Origin of the sequence: Tessaracoccus sp. OH4464_COT-324 (assembly GCF_003932855.1) — a bacterium.
Taxonomy (GTDB): domain Bacteria; phylum Actinomycetota; class Actinomycetes; order Propionibacteriales; family Propionibacteriaceae; genus Arachnia.
This window is the reverse complement of record NZ_RQYZ01000028.1, coordinates 1-24,768: the sequence shown is the minus strand read 5'-3', so window position 1 is coordinate 24,768 and position 24,768 is coordinate 1. Positions and strand designations below refer to the sequence as shown.

Below are 24,768 nucleotides of genomic sequence, written 5' to 3'. Positions count from 1 at the left end.
CAGCTCAACACCCCAACCCCAACACCCACACCCACCACCCCGGTATGGACCGTCATCGAACCCGCCGAAATCCTCCCCCCACTCTTCAACGACCTCCCCATCAACCAATTCAACCACCCAGAAACCCTCGGCGGCCTCCCCCTCAACCACCAAAAATCCTTCATCAACATCTACATCGGCATGGGCGTCTACACCAAAGGCGGCACCTACGACAAAGCCTTCGCCCTAGAAGTTAATCGTGGGGTGATCCCCGTGCAAAACTTCAACATGGATGTCAGCGATCTGAAGAACCCGCAACACTACGGGCGCCTCACCTGCGGCCGCACCGGACCCGACGACTACCTATTCGTCTGCCTCGCCTACGCCGAAGACGCCGTCATAAAAGCACAGAGAACCGGAATAGGCGGGATAACCGAGAAGTCATCGCGATGACCAACGAATACCTCGACCACGCCCTCAACCTACGAAACCCATAATGCCCACCACCAAAACCCCACCACTGTGGTGAGCCCGCTGCGCAGGCATTCACGCCAGCCGGCCCGAACCGGGCGGGACGGAACTACTGCCGCCGACAGAGCCAGCCGCTCGTCGGCCCAGCCTCGAAAGGCCACCAAGTGCTCGGGGCCGGCCCCGATGGAGGCCGGCCCCGACACCCAAACTAGGGCTTGAATTTGTCGGCCACCCACTTGCCCAGGCCCGTGGCCCCCTCACCCAGGTCGCGCAACAACTTCGCCAGCGCGTCCTCACTTTCGTTGAAGCTCTTCTGGTAGGACTTGGCGGCTGCCGCGGCCTCCTCAGATACCTTCGTCTTGTCGTCGTCCGCGCGACGCGGGTACTCGCCCGAGAGCACCCGGGTATACTCCCCCGAGTCCACCCAGCGACGCAGCTCGCCCGCGCGCACCACGCTCATGGGATGCGTCGCATTTTCGAGCAGCAGCAGCTTCATGAGCGAATCTCGCAGATCCTCCGCATCCTCATACTCGCGGGCCTGTGCCAAGAACTCGGTCTGGTCAAGGTCAGCGAGATGCCCGCCAGAGGCGAGCTTCATGTGCACCCGAATCGCCGTCGCCAGATCCTGCGTGGCCAGCAGCCCGGCCCGGTCGCACGACAGCTCCGACTTCCGTGCCCACTCGCTCAGCGCCAGCCGGATGGCCTGAATACCAAGCAGCCCAATCGGCAGCCCCGAGAAGGTGGTAGACAACAGGATCAGGTAGCTGAGCAGGGTGCGATAGACCGCGTGCCCACTCAACGCATGGCCCAGCTCGTGGCCCAGTACGAACCGCAACTCCTCCTCATCCAAGAGGTCAATCAGGGCCGAGTTCAGCACAATCTTGGGTGAATCGATGCCGATCGTCATGGCGTTCAGGACCGGGGACGCCGACACATACAGCTCGGGCAACTCCTGAACATCAAGCACCGTAGCCGCCTCCGCATATAGGCGATGCACCGTCGGGAACTGCCGCTCCGTGACGCGCACACTGGAACCAAGCAGCTGCATCCTGATCATCCGTTCGCTCACCAAACCGGAAAACTTCCGGATCACGGTGTCGAATCCCTTCAGCTTCCGCAGCGCAACCAACGCACCGCGATCAGCGGGATGCTCCCAAGCCCTACTCGAAATACCATTCAGTGTCACCCTACGGCGGGTCGCCTCATTTTCAGTCATGCATCTATTTTGCAGCCCAGCGGTAGCACTAGAAGCAAAAGAGGCCCGGAAAGACCGGGCCTCTTGCATGTTTCTCCGCTCAGGCGGCGACGACCTCAAACGTCAGGTGCGCGGTCACTGCCGGGTGCAACTTGACGGCCGCGGTGTGCGTGCCGACGAGTTTGATGTGCTTGGCGAAGGAAACCGAACGCTTGTCGATCGTGGGTCCACCGGCCTTCTTCACCGCGACGGCGAAGTCGTTGGCGGTCACAGAACCGAACAGGTGCCCCTGGTCAGAGGCGCGCTTGGCCACCGAGATGGTCAAGCCCTCCAGCTGGGCGCGGATTTCCTGCGCGTGCTCAACGCCACGAACCTCGCGGGCATCGCGGGCGCGCTTGATGCCCTCGATCTGTTTCTCGGCGCCCTTGGTCCAGACGATCGCCTTGCCCTGCGGCACGAGGTAGTTGCGGCCGTAACCGTCGCGAACCTCGACGACGTCGCCGGCCAGGCCGAGCTTGTCAATGGTGCTGGTGAGAATGAGCTTCATCAGTTCTCCTCCGATCAGCGAGCGGTCGACGCGTAGGGCAGCAGGGCCACCTCGCGCGCGTTCTTGACGGCGATGGCAACCTTGCGCTGGTCCTGGACAGAGAGTCCAGTGACGCGGCGGGCACGGATCTTGCCACGCTCAGAGATGAACTTCTTGAGCGTGTTGATGTCCTTGTAGTCGATGTTGGCCACGCGAGTGGTCTTCACCGGCATGATCTTCTTCTTGTTCACAGACTTGCGCTGTGGACCGGCCATTGTGGTGCTCCTTGTTCTCCCGGGTCACGCCCGGGCAAGCCCGTCTCTCGACGGAATGTGCCAGCTAGCACTCGGGTGCTAGTTGCTCGAAATGATTCAGAACGGGGGCTCGTCGCTCTGCGACGCCTGACCCCACGGGTCGTTGCCGCCGCGGTTGTGGTCGGCGCTGGGTGCGCTCGACCAGGAGTCCGCTCCCTGGTTCTGGCTCCCCTGCCACTGGCCGCCACCACCACCGGTGGTGCGGGTGACCTTCGCGGTCGCGTAGCGCAGGGCGGGACCGACCTCGTCAACATCAATCTCAAAGACAGTGCGCTTGTTTCCCTCGCGATCCTGGTAGCTGCGCGACTTCAGCCTGCCGTGCACGATGACGCGCATCCCCTTGTCGAGGGATTCGGCCACGTTCTCGGCGTACTGGCGCCACACGGAGCAGTTCAGGAACATCGATTCCCCATCGCGCCACTGCCCCGTCTGGGAATCATAGGTGCGCGGGGTGGAAGCAACCGTGAAGTTGGCCACGGGAGCCCCGTTCGCGGTGAAGCGAAGCTCGGGAGCGTTCGTCAGGTTGCCGATGATGGTGATTTGGGTTTCGCCTGCCATGTGAGTGCCTCCGGGTCGGACGTTCGAGTGATACCCACACTATGTGCACAAAGCGGTCAGTGTGCTCACTCGGGTGTGTTGCTTGTGGAAAGCTCAGTCCTCGCGGCGCAGAACCTTGGTGCGCACAACCTTCTCGTCGATGGACATCAGGCGGTCCATCTCGGCGACGGTGGCCGGCTCACAGGTCAGCTGGAGAACGACGTAGATGGCTTCCGACTTCTTGTTGATGTCGTAAGCGAGCTTGCGACGGCCCCAGATGTCGGTGTTATCGACGACGCCGCCTTCCTTGGTGATGGTCTCGAGATGCTTCTCGATGAGACCGGGCACCTGACGCTCGTCGACGTCGGAGTCGATGAGAACCATGACTTCGTACTTGCGCATGCTTTAGCCCCACCTCCTTCGGACTAACGGCCACGGGTGTCTCCCGCGGCAGGAGGGCACGGCTGACTACTCAGCCAACGGGTCACTCTACCCGCCGACCCCCAGGAAAGCGAACCACCGTCGACGGGGAATCGCCCGCGCTCGACCCGTCGTCGGTGAGGAACCGCCCGGCACCTCGCCGAGCCAACCACCATCCCAGCAAGCCCACTCCCCTGTTCGGCGACGATGCGGCTACCCTAAACTGGCTAACGCCTGCCCCTGAGGCAGGCCTGGAGGCAGAAGACGAGGAAGCCGGTGAGAGTCCGGCGCTGTCGCGCAACCGTGACGCTCACGCGAAGCCGGACCACCGTCGCCCCCAGCACCCGAACACGCCGCGGACTGCGTGGGGCCTCGCCGCACCCTCCGGAGTCCCACCCAACCGCCGGAGGATAGATGCGACGAAGCGCAGCAGCGCTCACGGCCGCCGCAGCAGTAGCAGCGCTCGGCTGGCTCGTCGTACCGCCGAGCGCCCACGCCGACCCGCGCGACGGCTGGTGCCGGGCGGGCGAGGGCCAGGCCGTGGTCGTTGACCCCAACCCGCCCGATACCGGCGGATCACCGGAACCCGTGATTATCCGCTGCATTCCGCTACCGGGTGGCCCGGGAGCCACCGCCGAGTACCCGATCCAGAACGGGCCACCCCTGGGCGCCCCCCTCGACTCTGCAGGCATCCCCTACCAGGTGAGCCCCGGCGGGCTGATCGTTGACGTGGCCGGATACGACACTCCCGAGGGCTACTACTGGCACTACGTGCAAGGCGAGAACGGGGCGTGGCTCGGCAACGATTCCTGGTTCCCGGAGGCCATCGTCGACACCATGGTCGGCATCCGGCTGACCGACAGCCCGGCCGCACCCGTGACCGTCCCGAAACTCCTGCCCGCTCCGGCCCCGAGTCCCTCGGTGAAACCACCCCCCACTCCCGGCCCGTCCGGAGACCCCACACCCGGCCCGTCCGGAGACCCCACACCCGACCCATCCGGAGACCCCACACCCGACCCATCCGGAGACCCCACACCCGACCCATCCGGAGACCCCACACCCGACCCGTCCGGAGACCCCACACCCGACCCGTCCGGCGACCCCACACCCCCGCCGACGCAACAACCCACCCCCACGGGGCGGCCCCCCGGGCGAACCCCACCGCCTAGACCCCGAACAACCCCGCCGCCAAACCCCACGGGTCGTCCCGAACCGGAAAACCGCGACGACCCCGACACCGACACGCCCCCAGAAGCCTCGGACGAACCCGACACGACGGTGTCCCCGTCGGAGGAAGCCGGCGCCACCGCCGTCGTAGCCGACGCCAGCCCCAGCCCCAGCCGAGTCTGGGGCGAGGAGAGCAGCGTCCGATCCCCCGTCGGTCAACCCGGCCAGCAGGACGCCGCGCCCTGGACCCCGTGGCTGGTGGCGCTCGCCGGCCTCGTACTGGTGGGCGGCCTGGGCTCCAGCTTCGCCGGAACCCTCCGCGAGACGGGCGTGCCCGCGCTGGAGGACGAATGATCCGCCATCGCGCCGTCGCCGCGCTGGGGGCCATCGTCGCGGCCCTCTGCCTGGCCGCGCCTCCGGCGCACGCGGCCGCCCCAGAGCAGGCCCTGGCGCTGTGCCAGGGCGCGCCGCGCGGCTGCTCATTGGAGGCCCGCGGCAGCCTCCGGGAAGGCACCACCAGCGAGGTCACCGTCATCGGCAACCCGCACGTGCGGGTCCAGGTCGTGGTCTACAACGCCATCATCGACGACGGCCGGCTCACCGCGCTGGAACCGATCAGCAAGAACGCGGAGGTGTTCACCAACGCAGACGGGGTCGCGCACACCGAGGTGACGATCCCCGCGCTGAAGAACGGGATCTCCAGCGGCTGGGCACTGCTCAGCATCGGCGGGCTGACCGGCGTCGACACCTCCCTGACCGTCGGCCAGTTCATGCCCTTCGCGTCCCGCATCCCCACCGTGCTGGGCGACGGCTGGGCGGCCGGCGCGAAACCCGTCGGGCAATTCCTCGACCTGCATTTCGTGGGCGCCGCCCCCGGCTCATCCTTCGCCGTCGAACACCTCGACGAGGCCGGCAACTGGCAACTGGTCTCGACGGGATCCGCGAGCGTCTCCCCCGAACCCCACCAAGCCAGCCGCATCGACTACCAAGTGCCGCGCGGCCTCGTCGCCACCCCCCACAAGTTTCGGCTGCGCAACCTCAGCGACTCCGGGGTGGCGCCCATCTGGCTCGGCACCCCCGCGACGGACGGCGCACCCGAGGCGCGCACCCCGATCTTCACCCCGCCACCCGTCGGCGACGGCCTCGACGGCACGCAACTGCTCACCGCACACCCGCAGGACAGCGTGCGGGCCGTGAGCCTGGGCATCGGGGCCGTGGCCCTCGCCGCCGTCGTCGGCCACGGGGCGCTGCGCGGGCTGCGCCGACCCCGCTGGAGGCGGCCATGAGGGAAGGGCACCCCGTGGTGTGGCTGGGCACCGTCTGCGCGGTCACGACGGTCGCCGTCGGCACGACGAACCTGATCGGCCTGGCGTGGCTGGTCGCCTGCCTGGCCTCCGCCGGCCTGCTGGCGGCCGGGCCGCGCCGCGCCAGCTTCACCGTAGCTCTCGGAGCCGCGCTGCTGACGGCCCTATGGTGGACAATCGCCACCGTCGCGCTGCCCACCGGGGCGGGACCGACGCTGCTGAGCATCCCCCGCTGGGAGCCCGGGCCCGGCGTGCACTTCGGCGGCGACCTCACCCTCGGCGCCGCGACGAACGGGCTCACCCGGGCGCTCAGCGCGACCGCGATCCTGCTGGTCCTCGGCCTCGCCGGGCAGATGGTGGGAGCCCGCTCCTGGTTGGCCCTGACCCGCCTGCTGGGGCCGCTCGCCCCAGCCGCCGCCCCGCTCGCCTGCCTCGGCGAAGCCTGCTGCGAGGCCACCGCCGCCAGCAGCGCGGCCCGACGACGCGGGCTGGCCGCGCGCCGATTCGCCCCCACCCGGTTCCTCACCGCCGTGGCGCAGCTGAGCCGCTGGCAGCCCTCCTCCGCCCAGAACAGGCTGCCCCGGCCCCGCGTCGGCGATCTCCTCCACCTCGCGGCACCGGTGGCGCTCGCCGCGGTCCTCACCCTCAGCGGCCCCCTCGGGCTGACGTCGACCCTCAGCTCCACCGACCTGCTCCCGACCGTGCCCTGGCCACTGATCGGCGCCGCAACCCTGATCCCGCTGGGGGTGGTGCGCCGTGCTTGAACTGCACCACCTCAGCATCACCCTGCCCCGCCGGGGCATAGTGCTCGACGACGTGAGCGCCCGCATTGAGCCGGGGCGCGTCACCGCCGTGGTAGGCGCCACCGGGGCCGGGACCAGCATCCTGCTCAGGCACCTGGCCGACCGCGCCCCCAACGGTGCCCAATCCCGCGGAAGAACGCTCTGGAAACGGCGACCGCTGCCCCCCGCGAACCTGCACGGCCCCCTGACGGTGGCCGACTGGGCCCTGCCCCCGCTGGGGGTGGCCACCTGGCTGCGCGGCCTCACCGCCCAGGTGAGGGAGGCTGCCGAGGCGATCCGCGTCGAGGCATTCCTCGACCAGCGAATCCACCAGCTGCCCCTCGACATCCGGGCGCGACTCCACCTGGCCGCGCTTCGCCACCTACCCGACGCCGACCTGGTCCTGGCCGACCCCGTGGCGACCGCAGCCGACGGCCGCGACCGTCGGGCGATCGCCGAACAGCTCCGCCGCCGGGCCGAGCGGGGCGCCGTCGTGCTCTGGGCGGAACACGACCTAGACCTCGTGTGGGAACACGCCGACCGCATCATCGAGCTGCACAACGGCCGCATCGTCTACGACGGCAATCCTGCCGGCTGGGTGCCCGTATCGGTGCCCGAACCCACTCTGATGACCCTCGCCCGCGCCCACAGCCTGGACCCCGCAGCCTGCCGGGATGCCCAGTCAACCGCTCAGCGGCTCGCGGACGCCGGGCACTCGCCGGGGCCTCTGCCCCCGTCCCCGACAGCCCCCCTGGGGGACACCCTGCACCTGACGCAGCACGGACTGGGCGACGGGCTGGAACTCACCCTCGGCACCCGCGAGTGCCTGGGCGTGGTGGACCTCGACGGCCGCGCCGAACCCATCGCCCGGCGCCTCGTGCACAGCCTCCCCAACGGTTCCCTACTCACCTCCCACCTGCCGGCGGAGGCCACCGTCGGGCAGATTGCGGCCTCCTGGGAGCGCCGCCACCGGCTACCGATCGGCTCCATCGTCGCTACCCTCCCCAGGCTGCGCGGATTTGACCGGCTGCTGAACCACGGCACCGGCGACGTGGCGCAGCTCCGCGCGACCCTCGCGCTGGGCCCGGGCCACCCCCTGTGGTTCCCGCACCCGCAGGCCGGGCTGGACACCAGGGCGGCCAGGAACCTCGCGGCCGCCCTGGCCGCGGGCTGTCCCGGGCCCCGGATCGTCACCTCCCGCGACACGGAGTTCCTGGTGCGCGCGTGCCACCGCATCCTCGTGGTATCGGACGGGGCCGCCGTCGCCTGCGGCTCCCCGCAGGCCGTGGCGCCGCTGCTGCCGGAGCCGCCGCTCGTCGCGCAGGCCACCGGGTCGGCGCACCACACCCGCCTGGCCGAGCTGCTGGGGGTGGGAGCATGAGCCGGCGCACCCACGGAACCTCCCCGGGCACCGCCTCCTGGCTGGTCACGCTCGCGCTGGCGAGCGTCGCCGGGGTTTGGCTGACCTGGCCGGTGTGGGGCTCGCTGACCGCGCCGGGCCGCGACGCCGTCGCCGCCGAGACGCCCGCGCTGCTGTTCGCCCTGCTCGGGCTGGTGCTCGTCCTGGCCTGGGGCGTCTGGTGGGACTCCGGGCGACGCCTGGCGTCCCTGGCCCCGGTGGTGGTGGTGTCCGCCCTGACGACGGCGGTGCGGGTGTTGTGGTCGCCGGCGGTTTCCGGCGTGGAGCCCGTGTTCGCGCTGCCGCTCCTGGCTGGGGTGGCCTTCGGCGGGCCTGCGGGCTTCCTCACCGGCGCCGTGTCCAGCCTGGTCTCCGCCGCAGCTCTCGGCCTGATCGCGCCACCCCTCGTCGGCCAAACCCTCGTGTGGGGGTTGTGGGGACTGGCGGGCGGCCTGCTGCACTCCGCGCGCAGCCGCACGGCCTGGCTGCTCGCCGTGCCCCTCTGCATCCCGCTGGGGCTGCTCTCCGGCGGGCTGCTCAACCTGATCGGCTGGACCGGGGAGACCTCCGCCGAGGTGGGGGCCTTCCTGCCCGGCCTGCCGTGGGACAAGTCCCTGGCTCGGCTGTGGGAGTACACCCGCGCCACGTCGGCCGTCTACGATCTCACGCGTGCCGCGACGAACGCCGTCGTGGTGCTGGTACTCGGACTTCCCCTGGTCCGGGCACTGCGCGCCGCCTGGGGATCCGAGCCCGGCCCCACCCCCGCCCCCGTGCGCGAGCCCCGCGTGCGCCCCACGGCCCGCTCCCGACGCGCCCGCAGCCGCACGCTCAGCCAACTCTGGAACACCGACAATGGAGGATCCGAATGACCGAACCCCACCTGGACCCCGCAGACCTGGAGTGGGCGAAAACCAAACTGGGCGAGCTGGAGTCGCGATTCGAAGCGGTCGTCGTCGGGCAGCCCCGGCTCCGCACAGCGCTGCTGGCGTCGCTGCTGGCCCGCGGGCACGTCCTGCTGGAGTCCGTGCCTGGGCTGGCGAAAACCTTGGCCGCCAGCACCCTGGCCCGCTCGGTGGGCGGCACCTTCGCCCGCGTGCAGTGCACCCCCGACCTGCTGCCGAGCGACATCATCGGCACCGAGGTGTTCGATCCGGCGACGACGCAGTTCCGCACCGAGCTGGGCCCAGTGCACGCCAACTTCGTGCTCCTCGACGAGATCAACCGTTCCAGCGCCAAAACCCAGTCCGCGATGCTGGAGGCCATGCAGGAGCGGCAGACGTCGATCGGTGGCGTCACCCACCCGCTGCCGAACCCGTTCATGGTGCTCGCCACCCAGAACCCGATCGAGGAGGAAGGCACCTACGTTCTGCCGCAGGCGCAGATGGACCGCTTCCTGCTTAAGGAGGTGATCGACTACCCGACCGCACAGGCCGAACTGGAGGTGCTCAACCGCATCGAATCCGGGGTGTTCGACAGGCCTGCCGAGGCCGCGGCCAGCGTCGAGGATGTGGTGCGGCTGCAGGATATCTGCGCGCGCGTGCACGTCCCGGAGGCGCTCAAACGCTACATCGTCGAGCTGATCCACGTCACCCGACGCCCCAGCGCCCACCTGGACAGCGACCAGGCCAGGTGGATCGAGTACGGTTCCAGCCCGCGCGGCGCCATCGCGTTCCTGCTGGCGGCCCGCGCCGCCGCCCTCCTCGCCGGGCGCGATCATGTCTTGCCCGACGACATCGTCGGCATGCGCCATGCCGTGCTCCGGCACCGGCTGGTGTTGACCTTCGAGGCGCTGGCCGAGCGCATCGCTCCCGACACCCTCATCGACGCGATCTTTAAGGCGGTGCCTACCCCCTGATGCCGCTCATCACCCGCTTCCACACCCAGGTGTCCCTGGCGCTGAGACGCCCCACCAGTGGCTTCTTCGATGGCGGCCACCAGTCGGTGCACATCGGCCGCAGCCTTGACTTCAACGACCTCAGGGAGTACGTCCGCGGCGACGACCCGTCGGATATCGACTGGAAGGCCTCCGCCCGGCGCGGCGGGCTGCTGGTGAAGCGGCACGTGGCCGAGCGGCGCGCGACGCTGCTGCTGGCGGTGGCCACGGGGCGCGACATGGCGGGCATGGCGTCGCTGCTGGAGGCGAAGAGCGAGCTCGCCGTGGCGGTGGCGGCCACGTTGGCAAGCCTGGCCGTAATCCGCGGCGACTACGTCGGCCTGGTGCGCTGTAACGGCGCGCAGGCGCGGCTGGAGCGGCCGGCGACGCGGCTCGTCGCCGCCGAGCGGATGCTTGGGCTGATCCAAGCGGACTGCGCACCTTCCTCGCCACCCGCCGATGTCGCAAAACTGCTGGAGGCGACGGCTGCGTCGGTGCGGCGCCGCGCGATCGTCGCCGTCATCTGCGACGACATCGACCTGGATGCGCCGGTGCTCGCCGGGCTGAAGCGGCTGAGCGCCCAACACGACGTGCTGCTGGTCAGCATCGGCGACCTCGACCCGACCGCGCCCGAGCTGGCCGGGCGGACGATCCTGGGCCTGGACGACGACCGGCTGCTGCCTGCCGCCTTCTTGCGTGATGCCCGGCTGGCGCAGGAGCTACGCCAGGAGCGCGCGGCCCGCCAGGAGCGACGCAGCCAGCATCTGGCCCGGCTCAGGATCTCGCATCTGACGGTGCGCGACTCGGCGACGGTGGTGCCCGATGTGCTCGACCTGGTGAGGAGGCATGGCCGTGGTGCCTGAGCTGCTCGTGATCCAGCCGCCGGTGGCCCATTCGAGTTGGCTGTGGCTGCTGGCCGCCGGGCTGATCGTCGTCGGCGTCGGCTTGGCGGGGCTGACGGTGGCGCTGTGGGTGACGACGCCAAAACCGTCCAGGCCGGATGATTCCCTGGAGCGGCTGCGCGCGGAGGCGCTGGCCGAGGTGCGCGCGGCCACCGCCGCGACCGATCCGCGGGAAGCTTCGCGGCTGATCGTGGCGGCGGTGAAGCGTTTCGTGGGCACCGCGAGCGACGGGGACGCCGACTATTCCAGCCCGCAGCAGCTGGCGACGATGGCGCTGCGGGATCCGCGCCTACAGGCGCTGGCGGTGTTCGCGGAGTCGGCTCAGCGGGACTGCTTCGACCCGGCGCACGTGCCCGACCCGCTGGCCGTGGCGGAGCAGGGCCGGGAGGTGATTCGTCGATGGCGTTGACCTTTCCGTTGGCTGGTCTGGCGGTGCTGCTCGTGGCGGCGCTGGTGGTGCTGCTCGGGTTCGTGCTGCCCAGGCGGCGCCCGTCCGAGCGCGATGCCGTGCGCTATGCGGCGGCGCGGAGGCTGCGCGCGCTGCCGCGGTTCGCCGAGCTGGCCCGCCGGGAGCGGCGCTGGCGGCGGGTGGAGCTGGCTTGTGTGGTGCTCGCTGTGCTGGGTTTGGCGCTGCTCGTGTCGCGCCCGGTGGTCTCGGACACCTGGGAGGAGGAGCGCCGCAACCGCGACATCATGCTCTGCCTGGACGTGTCGGGGTCGATGACGAACGTGGATGCCGACGTGTTGCGCGCCTTCGAGGGGTTAGCGGGAACGCTCTCCGGGGAGCGGATCGGGCTCAGCCTGTTCGATTCCTCCGCGGTGACGCTTTTTCCGTTGACCGACGACGCGGCCTACGTGCAGGAGCAGTTGCGCGCGGCGCGCGACGAGTTGGACCGCGGCCCGGTCGTCGGCACGCGGGTGGGGCAGTCGGGCACGTCGCTCATTGCCGACGGGCTGATGGGTTGCCTGGACCGGTTCGACCACCGGGATTCGACGCGCTCCCGCACGGTGGTGTTGGCCACGGACAACCAGACGGCGGGCAGGCCGCTGTACTCGTTCGACGAGGCGATTGCCCGCGCCCGACGGGACGGTGTCGTCGTGTTTGCGGTGGTGCCGGTGGACAACTCGGTTTCCGCCACGGACGCGCTGAGCGCGTCGGTCAGGCAGACGGGCGGCGGTTCGCTGCTGCTCGGCCCGAAGGCGGACGTCGCTGAGATCACGCGGGCGGTGGAGCGCACCCAGGCGATGGCGCTGCCGCGCAGCCCCAGGCCGCACCCGAGGGAGTTGGTGTGGCCGGGTCTGGCGCTCGCCCTGGCTGGGCTGGCCGGGGTGGCTTTCGCGTCGGGGAGGAGGCGACGGTGGTGACGGTGAGCCCGCTGTGGCCGGTGTTGGCTGGGGGCGTGCTGGTGCTGCTCCTGGTGGGTCGTTCCTACGCGCGACGTGGGGAGCTGTGGGCGTTGCTGCGCCGGGGCGGGGCGACGCTCGTTCTGCTGCTGGCGGCGCTCCAGTTCCAGTCGGCCTCGCAGGAGGCGCCGCCGTCGCCGTCGAGCGTGGACGTGCTGCTGCTGGTTGACCGGACGACGTCGATGGGGGCCACGGACTGGAATGGCGCGCAGTCGAGGATGGCCGGTGTCGCGGAGGATGTGGCCGAGTTGGTGGGGGCGCTGCCGGGCAGTCGGGTCTCGGTGGTAACCGCCGACAACGAGGCGCGGGTGGTGACGCCGTGGACCACCGACGCGGCCGCTGTGGTGACCGCCGCCCGGACGATGGGCTGGCGGGAGGAGGGCTACGGGACCGGCTCGGACATCTCCGTGGGTGTGCCGGTGGCGTTGGATCAGCTGGCTTCTGCCGCGCGGGCGCGCCCGGGCGCGGCCCGCTATCTGGTGTATTTCGGCGACGGTGAGCAGACCACGTCAGCCGCCCCAGGATCGTTTGAGCCGCTGCGGGGGCTGCTGACGGATGCGCTGGTGTTGGGCTATGGCACGCCGGAGGGGGCGACGATGTCGGTGCGGCCGGGCGCGGATGAGCTGGTGAAGCGCGACGGGGTGGCCCAGTTGTCTCGGATCGACGAGGGTGCGCTCGCCGCGATCGCCGACCAGTTGGGCGGAAGCTACCAACATCGTTCGGCCCCGGGCGGGTTGCAGCTGTGGAGCAGCCCGCTGGGCGACGTCGGGGAGGCCGGCGGGGAGTTGCCGCCGCCGCCCGTCTCGTGGTGGCTTGGCTTGGCGGCGGCGGTGTTGCTGGTTTGGGATCTGGGTGTCTCGGCCCGGCAGGCCGCCCGGGCAGGAAGGGAGTTGCGCACGTGAGTGCACGTCGTCGCTGGGCTGTTGTGGTGGGTTTCCTTGCCTGTGTGTTGTCGGCTGCGGGTGGGGTGCTGACCTGGGGGCTGGCCCTGGTGGACATCGGTAACGCCGAGCTCGCCGCGGGGCGCGCTGGCGAGGCCGAGCGGCACTACTCGTCGGCGGTGGGGGTCGCGGTGGTCGAGTCCTGGGTTCCGCTGTTTGATCGGGGGGTGGCCAAGCATCACCTGTCCAGGTGGGAGGCTGCCGCGGAGGACTATCGGCAGGCGAGCGCCGTCGCCCCGGAGGGCGCGCGATGCATGATCCATCTGAATTGGTCGGGGGCGTTGGAGGCCAGCGGAGACGAGTTGGCGGCCGTTGAGGATCTTTCGGGGGCGTTGGCCCGCTACCAGGAGGCTCAGCTGGTGCTCGGGTTGGCCGAGTGCCCGACCGATGGGGGCGCGTTGTCGCAGCAGTGGTCGGCGGCCCGGGAGCGGCTGGAGGGGAAGAAGGGGGCGACGCCGCAGCAGCCGGAGCCGGAGCCGGAGGGCGGCGACGACCGGGCCGAGGCCCTGGATGAGCGGGAGCAGCAGGCGGCCGAGCAGCGGGCCCGAGCGGAGCGGCAGGGCGACCCGGCTGCGGGGGGCAGCGGGCAGCGCACGTGGTGATCGCGGAATCCGCCTCCTCGGCGGAAAACCCGCATGCTAGTGTTGCCGGGACGCCTTTTCGAGGAATCCGGTGGGAATCCGGAGCTGTCCCGCAGCCGTAACAGGTCTCGTCCTGAAGTCGGAACACTCGGTCGGCGTCGGACCCGTTCAACCGTCGTGGACTGCGGTGGGTCGACCGCCCAACGGTGGCCGGCACCAGCAGCCCGGAACCCGAAGGAAAGCGCTGTGAAAGTCACGCAGAGATTCCTGACGGCTACCGTGGCCATCCTTTTGGCTTTGGTTACCGTCATGGTGCAGCCTGCCCGGGCGGATACCAGAAGTGAGGCGAGCGTCAAGGCCGCCGCCGACTGGATCGCCCAGACGTGGCGGGACACGCCCGGTAAGTTTTTTGCCGCAGGCACCGTCGCTGATGGGATCATCGCCCTCAGCGCAGCCGAGGCTCACCCCGAGACCGTCAGGAGCATGATCGCGAAGCTCCAGCAGTCGGGGCCGGGATACATTGAGGAGAACCCTGCGGGGCTCGCCAAGATCATCATGACCGCCGACATGGCGGGCCAGAACCCGCGCACCTTCCTGGGGTGTGACAAGGATCTGGTTGCTGAGCTGAAGTCCCAGATGGAGAAGCATCGCTCGAAGGCTGAGCTGTACTGGGCCCCGTATCTGATCGCCATCGCGCTGAGCCGGGTTGGCGAGCCGGTGCCCGACTGGGTGATCTCGGCGATGACGAAGAATCAGCAGGGCGCGTTCGGGTATTGGGACAAGGGCAAGTTCCACGCCGACCCGGACTACACCGGCATCGGCATCTCGGCGATGAACGCGATCTCGCTGAACCGGAAGAATTCGGCCAAGGTGCGCCGCGCAGCCACCCACAGCATCGCGTCCGCTGTCGAGTGGGCGCTGGATCCGGCCAACCAGAAGGTGGACGCCAACGGCAACCGCTACTGGGCCACCTATTCGTCGGCCAACTCCACCGGCATGCTGGCCAGCGCGCTCGCCGAGGTGGGCGAGGACGTCGAGTCTCCCGTCGCCTACCTTGTTGATCAGCAGGCCAAGACCGGTGTGGGCGCGTGGAGCAACAAGCACGACGGGACCAAGCCTGACGTGATGGCCACCACGCAGGCGATCATGGCCCCGGCCGGCAAGGGGTACAGCACGATCAAGAGCACCCAGGTGCCGGAGTTGCAAAACTGCAACACCGCCACCCCGACACCAACGCCGACCCCGACGCCGACGTATTCGCCGATGCCGACGCCTACGCCCACCGAGACCACTCCGCCGGTGATCGACCACTACCCGGGGCCGTGCAAGGACAACAAGGGCGTCACCGTCGTCATCGACTTCCAGAAGCTCGGCGGCGATCCGCTGATCCGCTGTGCTGCGGGCACCGTGCGCAACGGCGTCGAGGCCATCCGGGGCGCCGGCTTCACGATGGAGGGCGTCAAGCGGTGGGGGGACTCCTTCATCTGCCGCCTGAACAACCGTCCGGCGCCCGACGAGGTGATCCCGATCCTGGAGAACCCGAACTACACGGAGAAGTGCATCGACACCCCGCCGGCGCACGGCTACTGGTCTTACTGGCATTCGAGTGACCTGGGCAAGAATTGGGAGTACTCCAACCTGGGGGCGATGGGCTACGAGCCTGCCCAGGGCGAGTGGGAGGGCTGGTCCTTCTCGCTGAACGAGACCGCGGACACCAACCCGTTCCCGCGCACTGAGCTGGCGCTCAAGATCTGGCGGGATTCGCAGTCGCCTTCGCCGACGCCGACCCCGACGGTGACCCCGACCCCGACGGTGACCCCGACGCCCACGGTCACCCCGACGCCACCCGCGCCGACGCCCACGGTGACCCCGACGCCGACCGTGACTCCGACGCCGACCGTGACTCCGAAGCCGACGGTCACCCCGACGCCACCCGCGCCGACGCCCACGGTGACCCCGACCGTCACCCCGAAGCCGACGGTCACCCCGACGCCACCCGCGCCGACGCCGACTGTCACCCCAACGCCACCCGCGCCGACGCCGACTGTCACCCCAACCCCACCTGCGCCGACGCCAACTGTCACCCCGACGCCCCCCGCGCCGACGCCAACCGTGACCCCGACGCCCACGGTCACCCCGACCCCGACGGTGACCCCGACGCCAACGGTCACCCCGACGCCACCGGCACCGGCCTTCCCGGATCCCGGGATCACCTTGGATCGGGACTCGGTATACGTCGGGCAGCAGATCAACGCCGCCGCCGCCGGCTTCGCCCCCGGCACCGACGTCACGTTCGAGGTGCACTCGAACGTGATCAAGGTGGGTACCGTGAAGGCCGACAGCCAGGGCGTGGCCCGAATCGGCTGGAAGGTCACCCCCATCATCCCGGGTGACCACCACGTCGTGGCCATCGGCCGTGACCGGACGGGCGCCGAACTCGTGCTCAAGCACAAGTTCAAGGTGCTGCAGAACCGGCCGAAGCCGCCGAAGCCCGATAAGCCAGGCAAGCCGAAGCCTGGCAAGCCCAAGCCCGGTTTGCCAAAGACCGGAGCCTGAGCAGTGAGCGGGTTGGGTGGCCGTCCAGGTGGCGGCCACCCAACCCGCTTCGATTCTGAACCACCAATTTCAACCATCGGGGTCGCAGCGGCCCCACGTCCCAGCGGAGGAACGCCCATGAGAAGACTCCTGGCGACGGCGTTCCTCGTCCTGGGACTGCTGCTGCCGGGTCAGTCCCCGGCCGTCGCCGAGCCGACACCGCTGCCCCAACCCACTGCCGACGACCACAACCCCATCGGCGCCTGCGTCGCCGCTGGGCAGGTGTGGCTGCTCGTCGTCGACGAAGACGGCCGGGTGCTCGCCAACCAGTGCGTCGGCACCCCCGCCAACGGCGAGCAGGCGCTCGCGGACGCCGGGATGCGCATCCAGTTCGGCAGGTCACGCCTCATCTGCACCATCGACTCCCACCCCGAGACCTGCCCCGCCTCCTTCGACGGCCGCTACTGGCAGTACTGGCACGCCGCCCCCGGGCAGCCCTGGACCTTCTCCTCGCTGGGCGCGAGCTCGCACCATCCCGCGCCCGGCTCCGTCGAGGGCTGGTGCTACAACAAGCTCGGTCAGGAACACTGCGCCATGCCCACCCTGCGGGTGGTGCACGACGGCGCGGAGGCCCACGTCGGCGACCCCAACCGCCAGCCGCCCCTAGACCTCGACGTGGCGGTGCACGCCCCCGTCCCCCTCCCGTCAACCGCTCCTTGGGAACTGATCGCCGCCCTGGGCTGCGGGGCCGCGCTGGTGGGCGGCACCCTGCTGTGGCGGCGACGACGCCGGCCGGGGGCCGAACCCGCCGAGCTGGGCGGGCGCTGATGTCGCGCTTGGTGCGCCGCGTTGCCGTCGCCGAAGGCGTGCCGCCCGCCGTCGAGGAACGCCCGCCCGCGCGACTGCACCCCTGGGCGTGGTGGCTGTGGGCGATCGGGGCGGCCATCGTCGTCTCCCTCACCGATCAGCTCACCGTCATCGTGGCGACGGCGGCGGTCGTCGTGCTCATCGCGCGCATCCGTCGGCCCGCCGGCCGGCTGAGCCCCTTCCTTCTGCTGGCGGGTTTCATCGTCGTGGCCCGCCTGCTGTTTCGCATCCTGCTAGGCGACCAGACGGGCGGCACCGTCGTGCTGCGCCTGCCCGAGCTGCCCCTGCCCGACTGGGCAGCCGGCATCCAGCTGGGCGGCCCGGTCACCGCCGAAGAGTTGCTGTGGACCCTGCAGGACGCGTCGCGGCTCGCGGCGGTGGTGCTCGCCGTCGGCGCCGCCAGTGTGCTGGCCGAGCCCCGAACCACCCTGCGCACCATCCCCGCCGCGCTACACGACCTGTCCACCGCACTCGTCATCACCCTCACCGTGCTGCCGCAACTCGTGCTGGGCATGCGGCGCGTGCAGCGGGCCCGACGGCTGCGCGGCCAGGCCACCCGCGGGGCGCGCGCCACGCTGCGCCTGCTGGTTCCGGTGCTCGAAGACGCCGTCGATAGCTCGATGAGCCTGGCGTCGTCGATGGAGTGCCGCGGCTACGGCCGCACCCGCGACGGCCGCCGCGTGGGCCGCGGCAACACGCTGATCCTGCTGGCCTCGCTGGCGTGCCTGATCCTCGGGGCCTTCGTGCTGCTCGGGGTGCCGCTCTCCCCGACACGCGTGCTCGGCCTCGCCCCCGAACACTGGCTCGCCGCCGCGCTGCTCGCCCTGGGGGCCGCGGCCGGGGTGGCCACCCTGGCCCGCGCGGGCCGCCATCTCGCCGTGAGCAGGTACCGGCCCCCCGTCTGGGGGCCGCGCGCCCACCTCGCCTGCGCGACGGCCGGGCTCGCCGTCGCCGCCACCGCGACACTGCCCGCGCCCTGGGGCCTCGCCAGCCCCGCGCTGCTGGCACTGCCCGCCCTCGGGAAGGAAGACCTGTGATCCACGCCCACGAAGTCTCGATCCACGCCCCGGGCCAGCAGGCCCCCACCATCCGGGCCGCCACCTTCGACGTACCCGAGTCGGACCTGTGCCTCGTGGTGGGCGCCACCGGCGCGGGCAAGAGCACGCTGCTGCGCGCCCTGGCGGGCCTGATCCCGCACACCCTCGGCGGCCGCGTCGACGGTGCCCTCACCGTCGCGGGACACCACCCGGGCCGCACCCGCCCACGTGAGCTGGCGGAGTTCGTCGGCTATGTTCCCCAGAACCCGCTTTCCGGTTTCGTCACGGACGTGGTGGAGGACGAGATCGCCTTCGGCATGGAGCAGCTGGGCCTCGCGCCTTCGCTGATGCGCAAGCGGGTGGAGGAGACGCTCGACCTCATGAGCATCGCCGACCTGCGCAACCGGCGCCTCGTCGAGCTGTCCGGGGGGCAGCAGCAGCGCGTCGCGATCGCTGCAGTGCTCGCCGCCCAACCACGGGTGCTGCTCCTCGACGAGCCCACCTCCGCCCTCGACCCCAACGCAGCCCAGGATGTGTTGGGCGCACTCACCACGCTCGTACACGAGGTGGGGCTCACCGTGGTGCTGGCCGAGCATCGGCTGGAGCGGGTGATGCAATGGGCCGACTCGGTGCTGTGGCTGCCCGGCGACGGCTCCGTCGTGCCGGGTGCCGCCCGCACGATCCTCTCCCGGCTGCCCGACGCCCCTCCGTTGGCGGCGCTCAGCAAACACCTGGGCTGGGCCGAGACCCCGCTCAGCGTGCGCGAGGCCCGGCGGCGGCTGCACGTCCCGCCCGACGTGCCCGACGCGCCGGGCCTGACCAGCACCCACGTTTCGCTGCCGGGGGGCCCCGTCGTCGCGCGGGTTAAGGGGCTGCGGGTGCGCTACGGCGACGTGGAGGCGGTGGCCGGGCTCGACCTGGAGCTTTCGGCCGGGCAGGCGGTGGCGCTCATGGGCCGCAACGGCTCCGGGAAGTCGTCGCTGGCGTGGGCCCTGCAGGGCGCGGTGGCGAGCTCGGGGGAGGTGGACGTCGCCGGCGAGGATCCCCGGCGTGTCGCCGACGATCGGGCCCGGCAGCTGGTGAGCCTGGTGCCGCAGAGCCCGAGCGATCTGCTGTACCTGCCCACCGTCGCCGACGAGTGCACCCAGGCGGACGCGGAGTCTGTGGCCCCGGAGGGCACCACCACCGGGATCCTCCGCGAGCTCGGGCTTGTCCTCGACCCCGCGCAGAACCCCCGGGACCTGTCGGAGGGGCAACGGCTGGGGCTGGTGCTCGCCATCCAGTTGGCGTCTCGGCCGAAGGTGGTGTGCCTCGACGAGCCCACCCGCGGCCTGGATCAGCGCACCAAGAACCAGTTGAGGCGCATCGTCGCGGATCTCACCGCCGCCGGTGCCGCGGTGCTGATCGCCACCCACGACGTGGAGTTCGCGGCTGTCGCCACCGGGCGCACGGTGATCCTGTCCCAGGGGGAGATCATCGCCGACGGGCCGACGCGCCTCATCTGCTGCTCCTCGCCCGCGTTCTCGCCGCAGCTGGCCCGGGTGTTCCACCCGGCCGACGTCGTGAGCCTCGACGATCTGCCCGCGAGGTATCGGGGATGAGCGCGTCGGCCCGGGAGGAGCGCGGCCTGCGCACCGGCTCGCTGCTGGTGTGGGCGCTGGTGGGGCTGATCGGGGTGGTGGCGTTCACGTGGCCGCTGTTCGTCGCCCCATCGAGTGCGCTGTCTACGTCGTCGCAGGGGCCGTTCCTGTTCGCTGCCGTGCTGCCGCTGGTGCTGGCGCTGGTGCTGAGCGAGGTCTCCCGCGAGGGCATGAGTCCGCGCACGCTGGCGATGCTGGGGTTGCTGTCTGCCTTCGGCTGTATCGCACGGCCGCTGGGGGCGGGCGTGGCCGGGCTTGAGCTGACGTTCGTGCTGGTGATCCTCGGGGGCCGGGTTTTTGGGCCCCGGTTCGGGTTCCTCCTCGGCAACCTGACCCTGCTGGCCTCCGCGCTGGTGACGGGCGGCGTCGGGCCGTGGCTGCCGTACCAGATGTTGGCGAGCGGGGCCGTCGGGGCGGGTGCTGGGCTGCTGCCACGTGCGCTCTCGGGCCGGGCGGAGGTGGCTTCGCTGTGTGGTTTCGGGGCGGTCAGCGCGTTCGCCTACGGCTGGCTGATGGACCTGGCGTTCTGGCCGTTCACGCTCGGGGTGGACACGTCGGCCAGTTTCGTGGCGGGCGCTCCCCTGCTGGAGAACCTGCACCGTTTCGTGATCTTCAACGCCCTCACCTCGATGGGCTGGAACCTCGGGCGCGCGATCAGCAACGTCGTCGCCCTGGCTTTGCTCGCCGCGCCCGTGCTGCGGATCCTGCGGCGCACGCAGCGCTGAGCGCCCAAACCCCGGCCTCCGGTCGGGCTCTTGTGGCGACGGTGGTGCCAGGGGCGCAGCACACCGCCGACGCTCTCGTGCGGCCCCTAGATTTCTTGGGTTCTGTCGAGTGCGCGGTTGCCGATCACGACACGCAACCGAATACCACCACCCCAACCAGCTGGTGTGCGCTCCGGCGCAAGGGTGACCACATCCCCATGCTCAGCCCGCACAGATTCGTCCTTCGCGAGCCTCCTTCCCCGAAACAAGGTGCCATTCATGGAACCAAGCTCCCTAAGCTGAACCGCTTCCGTCCCATTATGCCTAACAAGAGCCCTGGCCATCAGATGAGACTGGGACACATTTTTGTCTCCGAGGTCGATATCCGCCCCGTAGCTTCTGCCGACGATCACCTCGCGGTTATGCGGCACCTCCCACTGCCCCTGACCGTCGAGCCGAAAGAGATACGCAGGCTCAACGACGACGCTTCCATAGCTCGGCGCGGGTGAGCCATCCCTCTTCTTGGGGCTCGCCTGCACCTCCAAGCCGGAGAGACTTTCGTCCACCACCAGGCGGATCGTCAGCTTCTCCTCCGCGCCCCGACACCTCCGCTTCCTCAACTGCTTGACTATTTCCTGCTCCGTATACGGCAGGAATTCACCCAGCAGCGGCCGCACCTGCTCCTCGGCCGCCGGCGAGACTCGCACCTCCATATAGTCGCCGAACACAACCGCCGGCCCGTCAAGGAAACTCTCTACACGACCGAGAACTGCGTTGATGACCGCTATCTGGATTTTGTTTATACCGAAGGATACTCCCTCAACAGGAAGATTAAAGAATTTTCCTAGCTGGGTAATCCTGAACTGGAATTTATCCTGCATTAACACGCCTTTCTATTCAGTCAGCTTTGCTCAAAGAAATCAAACGGAACAAGTAATATTATACAGCAGCCTAATCTCGGGATCGACAGATTTCCCACGACGAAACTCTTCCGGCTGGCAGGCGGCCGTAAGGTTCCATTGGCCCAAGTCAACCGCGCTGGTCCAGTTTCTTGCAACGGCCACTGCTTGGTCCCGCGCCCGTCTGGGTGGTTCCGGCGCACACTTCCGACGGCGATGCTGCCCGTTGCCGCCATCGCGGGTTTTGTGACGGTAGGGGCGTCCCTCGCGTCGGTGGCTCCCGGGATGCCCGGTTGCGCCGCAGCTGGCTTACTCGTCGGCCAGCACACTTCCGCCACGCTGATCGGTGAACGTTTGGGGCGGGATTCAGCCAATCAGTGCTTGCCGGGCTTGCATCACGAAGGGTCGGCGGGACCCAAGGCTGGGCTTGCTGCCGTGTGCCTAGGCGTGATCGGTTCCACCATCTCTGGAAGATTCAGCGCCCGGTATCGAATGAGCGTCCGCCAATTCACGCAAGCCAAGCCCGCTATCCGTCGGGAACACGGCCGACCAGCGTGCACTCAATACCGCTCCTGGATCCACAAAATGGCTAGTGGCGTCCGCAGCACGAATGATTACGCCCGATTCACCAACGCTTTTCTCCCTGGCCGGGCTGCTGTTGCTCGAATAAGGAGCCTCCCCTTGATTGGCAGGTTCGCGCAGAAAACCTCGGCCGGGCGGGTCGATTTCAGCTGCGCGACACCTCGCGCATGTGGCCAACAAACTGCTGGAGGTGTGGCAGGAAATCGTCCTGCCTGCGGTTCAGTATGCCGAAGTCGATAATCTGCGTGGGCAGGGGCAGTTTGATCTCCACGGTCACCAGGCTGCCCATCGGCGAGCCCTCCACCGTCACGAAGTAGTTCTCTCCCCAGCTGAACAGGCTCATCCGGCTCGACGTGCGCAGCACGTTTCCCTGCGCGTAGGACGGGGTGCCGGTGGCCGCCGACAGCGCGTTCTGCACTGCGGGGAAGACCTGCTGTGGGTGGGCCTGCACTTCATAGATTCGGGTTCTCTTGTTCGCCATGAGTGGAAATTGTGGCACTGCGGGGGGTCAACCTGCCACATCCGCGCTGTTAGCCTGAGCGCATGCGTTACGAGTTCCGCGACTGGGTGAGCAGCGCCGAAAGCCCGGCTGCCTGCGGCCCAAGAAGCTTCTACACCGCCGCGTTCACCGGATTTCACGACTCGCCCCCACCAGACACCTTCTTCGCCGCCCAGGCGGAGCTGGACGCGGCCATCGGCATCCGATTTCGCACCGCGCACCCGACCGGGTCGACGCCGGGGAGCCTGGCCGCCGTCGGGCCCGTGGCCACCTTCGCCGAGTGGCTGGGTGAGGTCAACGTCGGCCGCCAGCACCTGAAGCTGCTGCAGATCTCCCAGCTGACCGTGCTGGCCGCGCACCGTCGTCGCGGCCTGATGCGCCGACTGATGCTCGACTCCCTGGCCACGGCGAAGTCGGCCGGGGTGCCGCTCGCCGGCCTCACTGCAGCGGAGGCGACGATCTATGGCCGGTTCGGCTTCGCGCCCGCCACCTTCCGCGAGACGGTGGAGATCAAGACCAAGGCAGGCCGCCCACCCCGATGCCCCGGGCACATTGACCACCTGGACCGCGAGCAGCTGCCGAATTTCACCGGCGACGTGTTCCGTCTCTTCCACGACCGCCAGGCGGGCAGCGTTCTCCGGCGACCACAGGCCGAGTCGCTCAACACCGGCCACCTCAGCTGGCCCAGCCTGGAACCAGACAAGCAGCTTGTCGCGGCCGGGCACTGGGACGAGCAGGGCACCCTCGACGGTTACGTCACCTACAAGCTCGAATCCGGTGCGGTGAAGATCGTGGACCTGATCGGGGTGAGCGAGGACGTCGAGAACGCGCTGCTCACCTTCCTGGCTTCCTTTGACCTGATCGAGCGCATCGAGTTCGCCCACGCCCGCCCCGACTCGATGGTGCGCTGGCTGCTCGACGACACCCGCCGCTACCGGGTGAAGTCCCGCGTCGATTTCCTGTGGCTTCGGGTGCTCGATCCGGCCCGTGCCCTGGCCGCGCGCCAATACAGCTGCGACGACGCGCTCACCCTCCGCGTCGTCGACCCCCTGGGCCACGCCGACGGCACCTGGCGGCTGACCGCGCAGGCCGGGGTGGGAGCGTGTGAGCCCACGGATGCGCGGGCAGATGTGGAGCTGGCTGTGGGCGCCCTCGGCGCCACGCTGCTCGGCGCGGTCTCGCCCACGGCGCTGCACCCGGCGGGGCAGGTGAGCGGCACGCCCGACGCGATCCGCCGCCTGGGGCGGCTGTTGAGCGTGGAGCGCCAGCCGCTTTGCCTGACCGGCTTCTGACCCCTGGAGAGGGGATGATTGGGTGGCTGAAGTGCCCCTCGGCTTCGCTTTCTCGTCAGCGGCGACGGCGGTACGGCCCGGGCAGGATGGGGTTGCCTGCCCGGCCCCAGGCGTACAGGCCGCCCGCCACCGACTCGGCCAGGATCCCGCGCTCCCGCAGGCTGCGGGCCACCAGCCCCGAGCGCAGCCCGTTGTCGCACATAACGACGATGGCGGCGTCGCGGTCGGCGAGGATGTCGTCGCCGTGGATGGCCTCGATGGGGTCTTCTTTGAGCGCTTTGGGGTTGACGGGGCGCGCCCCCGGCGCGTGCCCGGCCTCGTACTCGTTCTGGGTGCGGACGTCGATGAGCACCGCTCCCTTACTCAGCGCCATCAGCGTTTCGTCAATGGTGAGGCCGGAGGAGGAGCCCTTGCCGAGGAAGTCGAGAAGTCCCATGCGCCCATCTTCGCACAGCCCTCGACGGGTGGCGCACCCTGCGCGAAACCGGGCTTGGGCTGGGGCCGAGTTGCTGTGCCCTGCGTGAGTCTTTGAGGCTCCAGCCCGCACTTTCACCGGGCTGATTTCCCGCCCGACGGACGCCAGCCCGCACTTTCACCGGGCTGATTTCCCGCCCGACGGACGCCAGCCCAATCACCTAGTGGCCAACAAATGCTCCACCAACTCATCCATCGCCGCCACCACCTCCTGCTCGGTAAACCTGCCAAGCGCCGGCTGCAGCACGATCACGGTATCCTCCGCATAAGCCACACAAGATGCAACCTTGGAGATCTTCGTCGTCCCGCAGGTGAACCGACCCACATAATGCACATCATCCCACCGCTCCAGATAGTCATTAAACTGCCTCGGCAACACGAGACCCTTCATTTCAAGCCCCAGGACCCGCTCCGGATCACTGGAGCTATCAACATAAGCCACCC

General features: G+C 69.5%; 27 protein-coding genes and 2 riboswitches. Of the genes, 18 read left to right on the top strand and 9 right to left on the bottom strand.

Annotation, left to right across the window (positions count from 1 at the left end; genetic code table 11):
* The coding region (locus EII42_RS13005) for a hypothetical protein (RefSeq protein ID WP_158676494.1) at positions 1 to 432 on the top strand (432 nt) is incomplete at its 5' end.
* Between the two features lie 226 nt (positions 433 to 658).
* Here the strand turns inward: EII42_RS13005 and EII42_RS11450 are convergent.
* The 5 genes from EII42_RS11450 to rpsF all read right to left on the bottom strand — a co-directional run bounded on the left by EII42_RS11450 (position 659) and on the right by rpsF (position 3,424).
* Positions 659 to 1,666 carry a M48 family metallopeptidase gene (locus EII42_RS11450; protein WP_125172281.1) on the bottom strand — a complete coding sequence of 336 codons (1,008 nt, stop codon included), beginning with the start codon at positions 1,664 to 1,666 and terminating at the stop codon, positions 659 to 661.
* A gap of 79 nt (positions 1,667 to 1,745) precedes the next feature.
* Positions 1,746 to 2,192 carry a 50S ribosomal protein L9 gene (rplI, locus tag EII42_RS11445; RefSeq protein ID WP_125172280.1) on the bottom strand — a complete coding sequence of 149 codons (447 nt, stop codon included), beginning with the start codon at positions 2,190 to 2,192 and terminating at the stop codon, positions 1,746 to 1,748.
* Positions 2,193 to 2,206: 14 nt separating this feature from the next.
* A complete protein-coding gene (gene rpsR, locus EII42_RS11440) occupies positions 2,207 to 2,446 on the bottom strand; it encodes a 30S ribosomal protein S18 (protein WP_125172279.1) in 240 nt (79 codons plus the stop codon).
* A gap of 96 nt (positions 2,447 to 2,542) precedes the next feature.
* Positions 2,543 to 3,043, bottom strand: a complete 501-nt coding sequence (locus EII42_RS11435; RefSeq protein ID WP_125172278.1) for a single-stranded DNA-binding protein — start codon at positions 3,041 to 3,043, stop codon at positions 2,543 to 2,545.
* A gap of 93 nt (positions 3,044 to 3,136) precedes the next feature.
* Positions 3,137 to 3,424, bottom strand: coding sequence for a 30S ribosomal protein S6 (gene rpsF / locus EII42_RS11430; RefSeq protein ID WP_125172277.1), 288 nt, complete (start codon positions 3,422 to 3,424; stop codon positions 3,137 to 3,139).
* A gap of 286 nt (positions 3,425 to 3,710) precedes the next feature.
* Positions 3,711 to 3,771: riboswitch (cobalamin riboswitch) on the top strand.
* A gap of 85 nt (positions 3,772 to 3,856) precedes the next feature.
* Here rpsF and EII42_RS11425 point away from each other — a divergent pair.
* The 16 genes from EII42_RS11425 (at position 3,857) to EII42_RS11350 (ending at position 20,599) form a co-directional block, all read left to right on the top strand.
* Positions 3,857 to 4,963, top strand: a complete 1,107-nt coding sequence (locus EII42_RS11425; RefSeq protein ID WP_125172276.1) for a hypothetical protein — start codon at positions 3,857 to 3,859, stop codon at positions 4,961 to 4,963.
* Positions 4,960 to 5,895 carry a hypothetical protein gene (locus EII42_RS11420; RefSeq protein ID WP_125172275.1) on the top strand — a complete coding sequence of 312 codons (936 nt, stop codon included), beginning with the start codon at positions 4,960 to 4,962 and terminating at the stop codon, positions 5,893 to 5,895. The genes EII42_RS11425 and EII42_RS11420 overlap by 4 nt, the downstream gene beginning before the upstream one ends.
* On the top strand, positions 5,892 to 6,677 hold the full coding sequence (locus EII42_RS11415) for a hypothetical protein (RefSeq protein WP_125172274.1): 786 nt from the start codon (positions 5,892 to 5,894) through the stop codon (positions 6,675 to 6,677). Before EII42_RS11420 ends, EII42_RS11415 begins: the two co-directional genes overlap by 4 nt.
* Entirely contained in the window at positions 6,670 to 8,076 is a 1,407-nt protein-coding gene (locus tag EII42_RS11410) for a hypothetical protein (RefSeq protein ID WP_125172273.1), read from the top strand. Before EII42_RS11415 ends, EII42_RS11410 begins: the two co-directional genes overlap by 8 nt.
* The gene (locus EII42_RS11405) at positions 8,073 to 8,963 is read left to right on the top strand and encodes a hypothetical protein (protein ID WP_125172272.1); all 891 of its coding nucleotides are present in this window, start codon (positions 8,073 to 8,075) and stop codon (positions 8,961 to 8,963) included. Before EII42_RS11410 ends, EII42_RS11405 begins: the two co-directional genes overlap by 4 nt.
* Entirely contained in the window at positions 8,960 to 9,949 is a 990-nt protein-coding gene (locus tag EII42_RS11400; RefSeq protein WP_125172271.1) for a MoxR family ATPase, read from the top strand. Before EII42_RS11405 ends, EII42_RS11400 begins: the two co-directional genes overlap by 4 nt.
* Positions 9,949 to 10,830, top strand: coding sequence for a DUF58 domain-containing protein (locus EII42_RS11395; RefSeq protein WP_125172270.1), 882 nt, complete (start codon positions 9,949 to 9,951; stop codon positions 10,828 to 10,830). Before EII42_RS11400 ends, EII42_RS11395 begins: the two co-directional genes overlap by 1 nt.
* A complete protein-coding gene (locus tag EII42_RS11390) occupies positions 10,814 to 11,278 on the top strand; it encodes a hypothetical protein (RefSeq protein WP_125172269.1) in 465 nt (154 codons plus the stop codon). The genes EII42_RS11395 and EII42_RS11390 overlap by 17 nt, the downstream gene beginning before the upstream one ends.
* On the top strand, positions 11,269 to 12,234 hold the full coding sequence (locus EII42_RS11385; protein WP_125172268.1) for a VWA domain-containing protein: 966 nt from the start codon (positions 11,269 to 11,271) through the stop codon (positions 12,232 to 12,234). Before EII42_RS11390 ends, EII42_RS11385 begins: the two co-directional genes overlap by 10 nt.
* Complete coding sequence (locus EII42_RS11380) at positions 12,228 to 13,175, top strand: VWA domain-containing protein (protein WP_125172267.1); 948 nt, start codon at positions 12,228 to 12,230, stop codon at positions 13,173 to 13,175. The genes EII42_RS11385 and EII42_RS11380 overlap by 7 nt, the downstream gene beginning before the upstream one ends.
* Positions 13,172 to 13,816 (top strand): hypothetical protein, encoded by a 645-nt coding sequence (locus EII42_RS11375; RefSeq protein WP_125172266.1) that lies wholly within the window; start codon positions 13,172 to 13,174, stop codon positions 13,814 to 13,816. Before EII42_RS11380 ends, EII42_RS11375 begins: the two co-directional genes overlap by 4 nt.
* 60 nt (positions 13,817 to 13,876) lie before the next feature.
* Positions 13,877 to 13,945, top strand: a riboswitch (cobalamin riboswitch).
* 96 nt (positions 13,946 to 14,041) lie between these two features.
* The gene (locus tag EII42_RS13770) at positions 14,042 to 16,351 is read left to right on the top strand and encodes a hypothetical protein (RefSeq protein ID WP_305000356.1); all 2,310 of its coding nucleotides are present in this window, start codon (positions 14,042 to 14,044) and stop codon (positions 16,349 to 16,351) included.
* Positions 16,352 to 16,468: 117 nt separating this feature from the next.
* Positions 16,469 to 17,158 carry a hypothetical protein gene (locus tag EII42_RS11365; protein WP_125172265.1) on the top strand — a complete coding sequence of 230 codons (690 nt, stop codon included), beginning with the start codon at positions 16,469 to 16,471 and terminating at the stop codon, positions 17,156 to 17,158.
* On the top strand, positions 17,158 to 18,234 hold the full coding sequence (locus tag EII42_RS11360; protein ID WP_125172264.1) for a CbiQ family ECF transporter T component: 1,077 nt from the start codon (positions 17,158 to 17,160) through the stop codon (positions 18,232 to 18,234). The genes EII42_RS11365 and EII42_RS11360 overlap by 1 nt, the downstream gene beginning before the upstream one ends.
* Positions 18,231 to 19,835: an ABC transporter ATP-binding protein gene (locus EII42_RS11355; RefSeq protein ID WP_125172263.1), complete on the top strand. Its 1,605-nt coding sequence runs from the start codon at positions 18,231 to 18,233 to the stop codon at positions 19,833 to 19,835. The genes EII42_RS11360 and EII42_RS11355 overlap by 4 nt, the downstream gene beginning before the upstream one ends.
* Positions 19,832 to 20,599, top strand: coding sequence for an ECF transporter S component (locus EII42_RS11350; protein ID WP_125172262.1), 768 nt, complete (start codon positions 19,832 to 19,834; stop codon positions 20,597 to 20,599). The genes EII42_RS11355 and EII42_RS11350 overlap by 4 nt, the downstream gene beginning before the upstream one ends.
* A gap of 86 nt (positions 20,600 to 20,685) precedes the next feature.
* On the opposite strand, the gene EII42_RS11345 is transcribed toward EII42_RS11350, so the two are convergent.
* Both EII42_RS11345 and EII42_RS11340 read right to left on the bottom strand, forming a co-directional pair.
* Positions 20,686 to 21,459, bottom strand: a complete 774-nt coding sequence (locus EII42_RS11345; RefSeq protein WP_125172261.1) for an FHA domain-containing protein — start codon at positions 21,457 to 21,459, stop codon at positions 20,686 to 20,688.
* Positions 21,460 to 22,204: 745 nt separating this feature from the next.
* Positions 22,205 to 22,540: a hypothetical protein gene (locus EII42_RS11340; protein ID WP_125172260.1), complete on the bottom strand. Its 336-nt coding sequence runs from the start codon at positions 22,538 to 22,540 to the stop codon at positions 22,205 to 22,207.
* 62 nt (positions 22,541 to 22,602) lie between these two features.
* On the opposite strand from EII42_RS11340, the gene EII42_RS11335 reads away from it, so the two are divergent.
* Entirely contained in the window at positions 22,603 to 23,850 is a 1,248-nt protein-coding gene (locus EII42_RS11335) for a GNAT family N-acetyltransferase (protein ID WP_125172259.1), read from the top strand.
* Between the two features lie 55 nt (positions 23,851 to 23,905).
* Here the strand turns inward: EII42_RS11335 and EII42_RS11330 are convergent, their stop codons facing one another.
* The gene (locus EII42_RS11330) at positions 23,906 to 24,286 is read right to left on the bottom strand and encodes a rhodanese-like domain-containing protein (RefSeq protein ID WP_125172258.1); all 381 of its coding nucleotides are present in this window, start codon (positions 24,284 to 24,286) and stop codon (positions 23,906 to 23,908) included.
* Positions 24,287 to 24,481: 195 nt separating this feature from the next.
* A partial coding sequence (locus EII42_RS11325; RefSeq protein WP_233558382.1) for a hypothetical protein occupies positions 24,482 to 24,768 on the bottom strand: 287 nt, incomplete at its 5' end.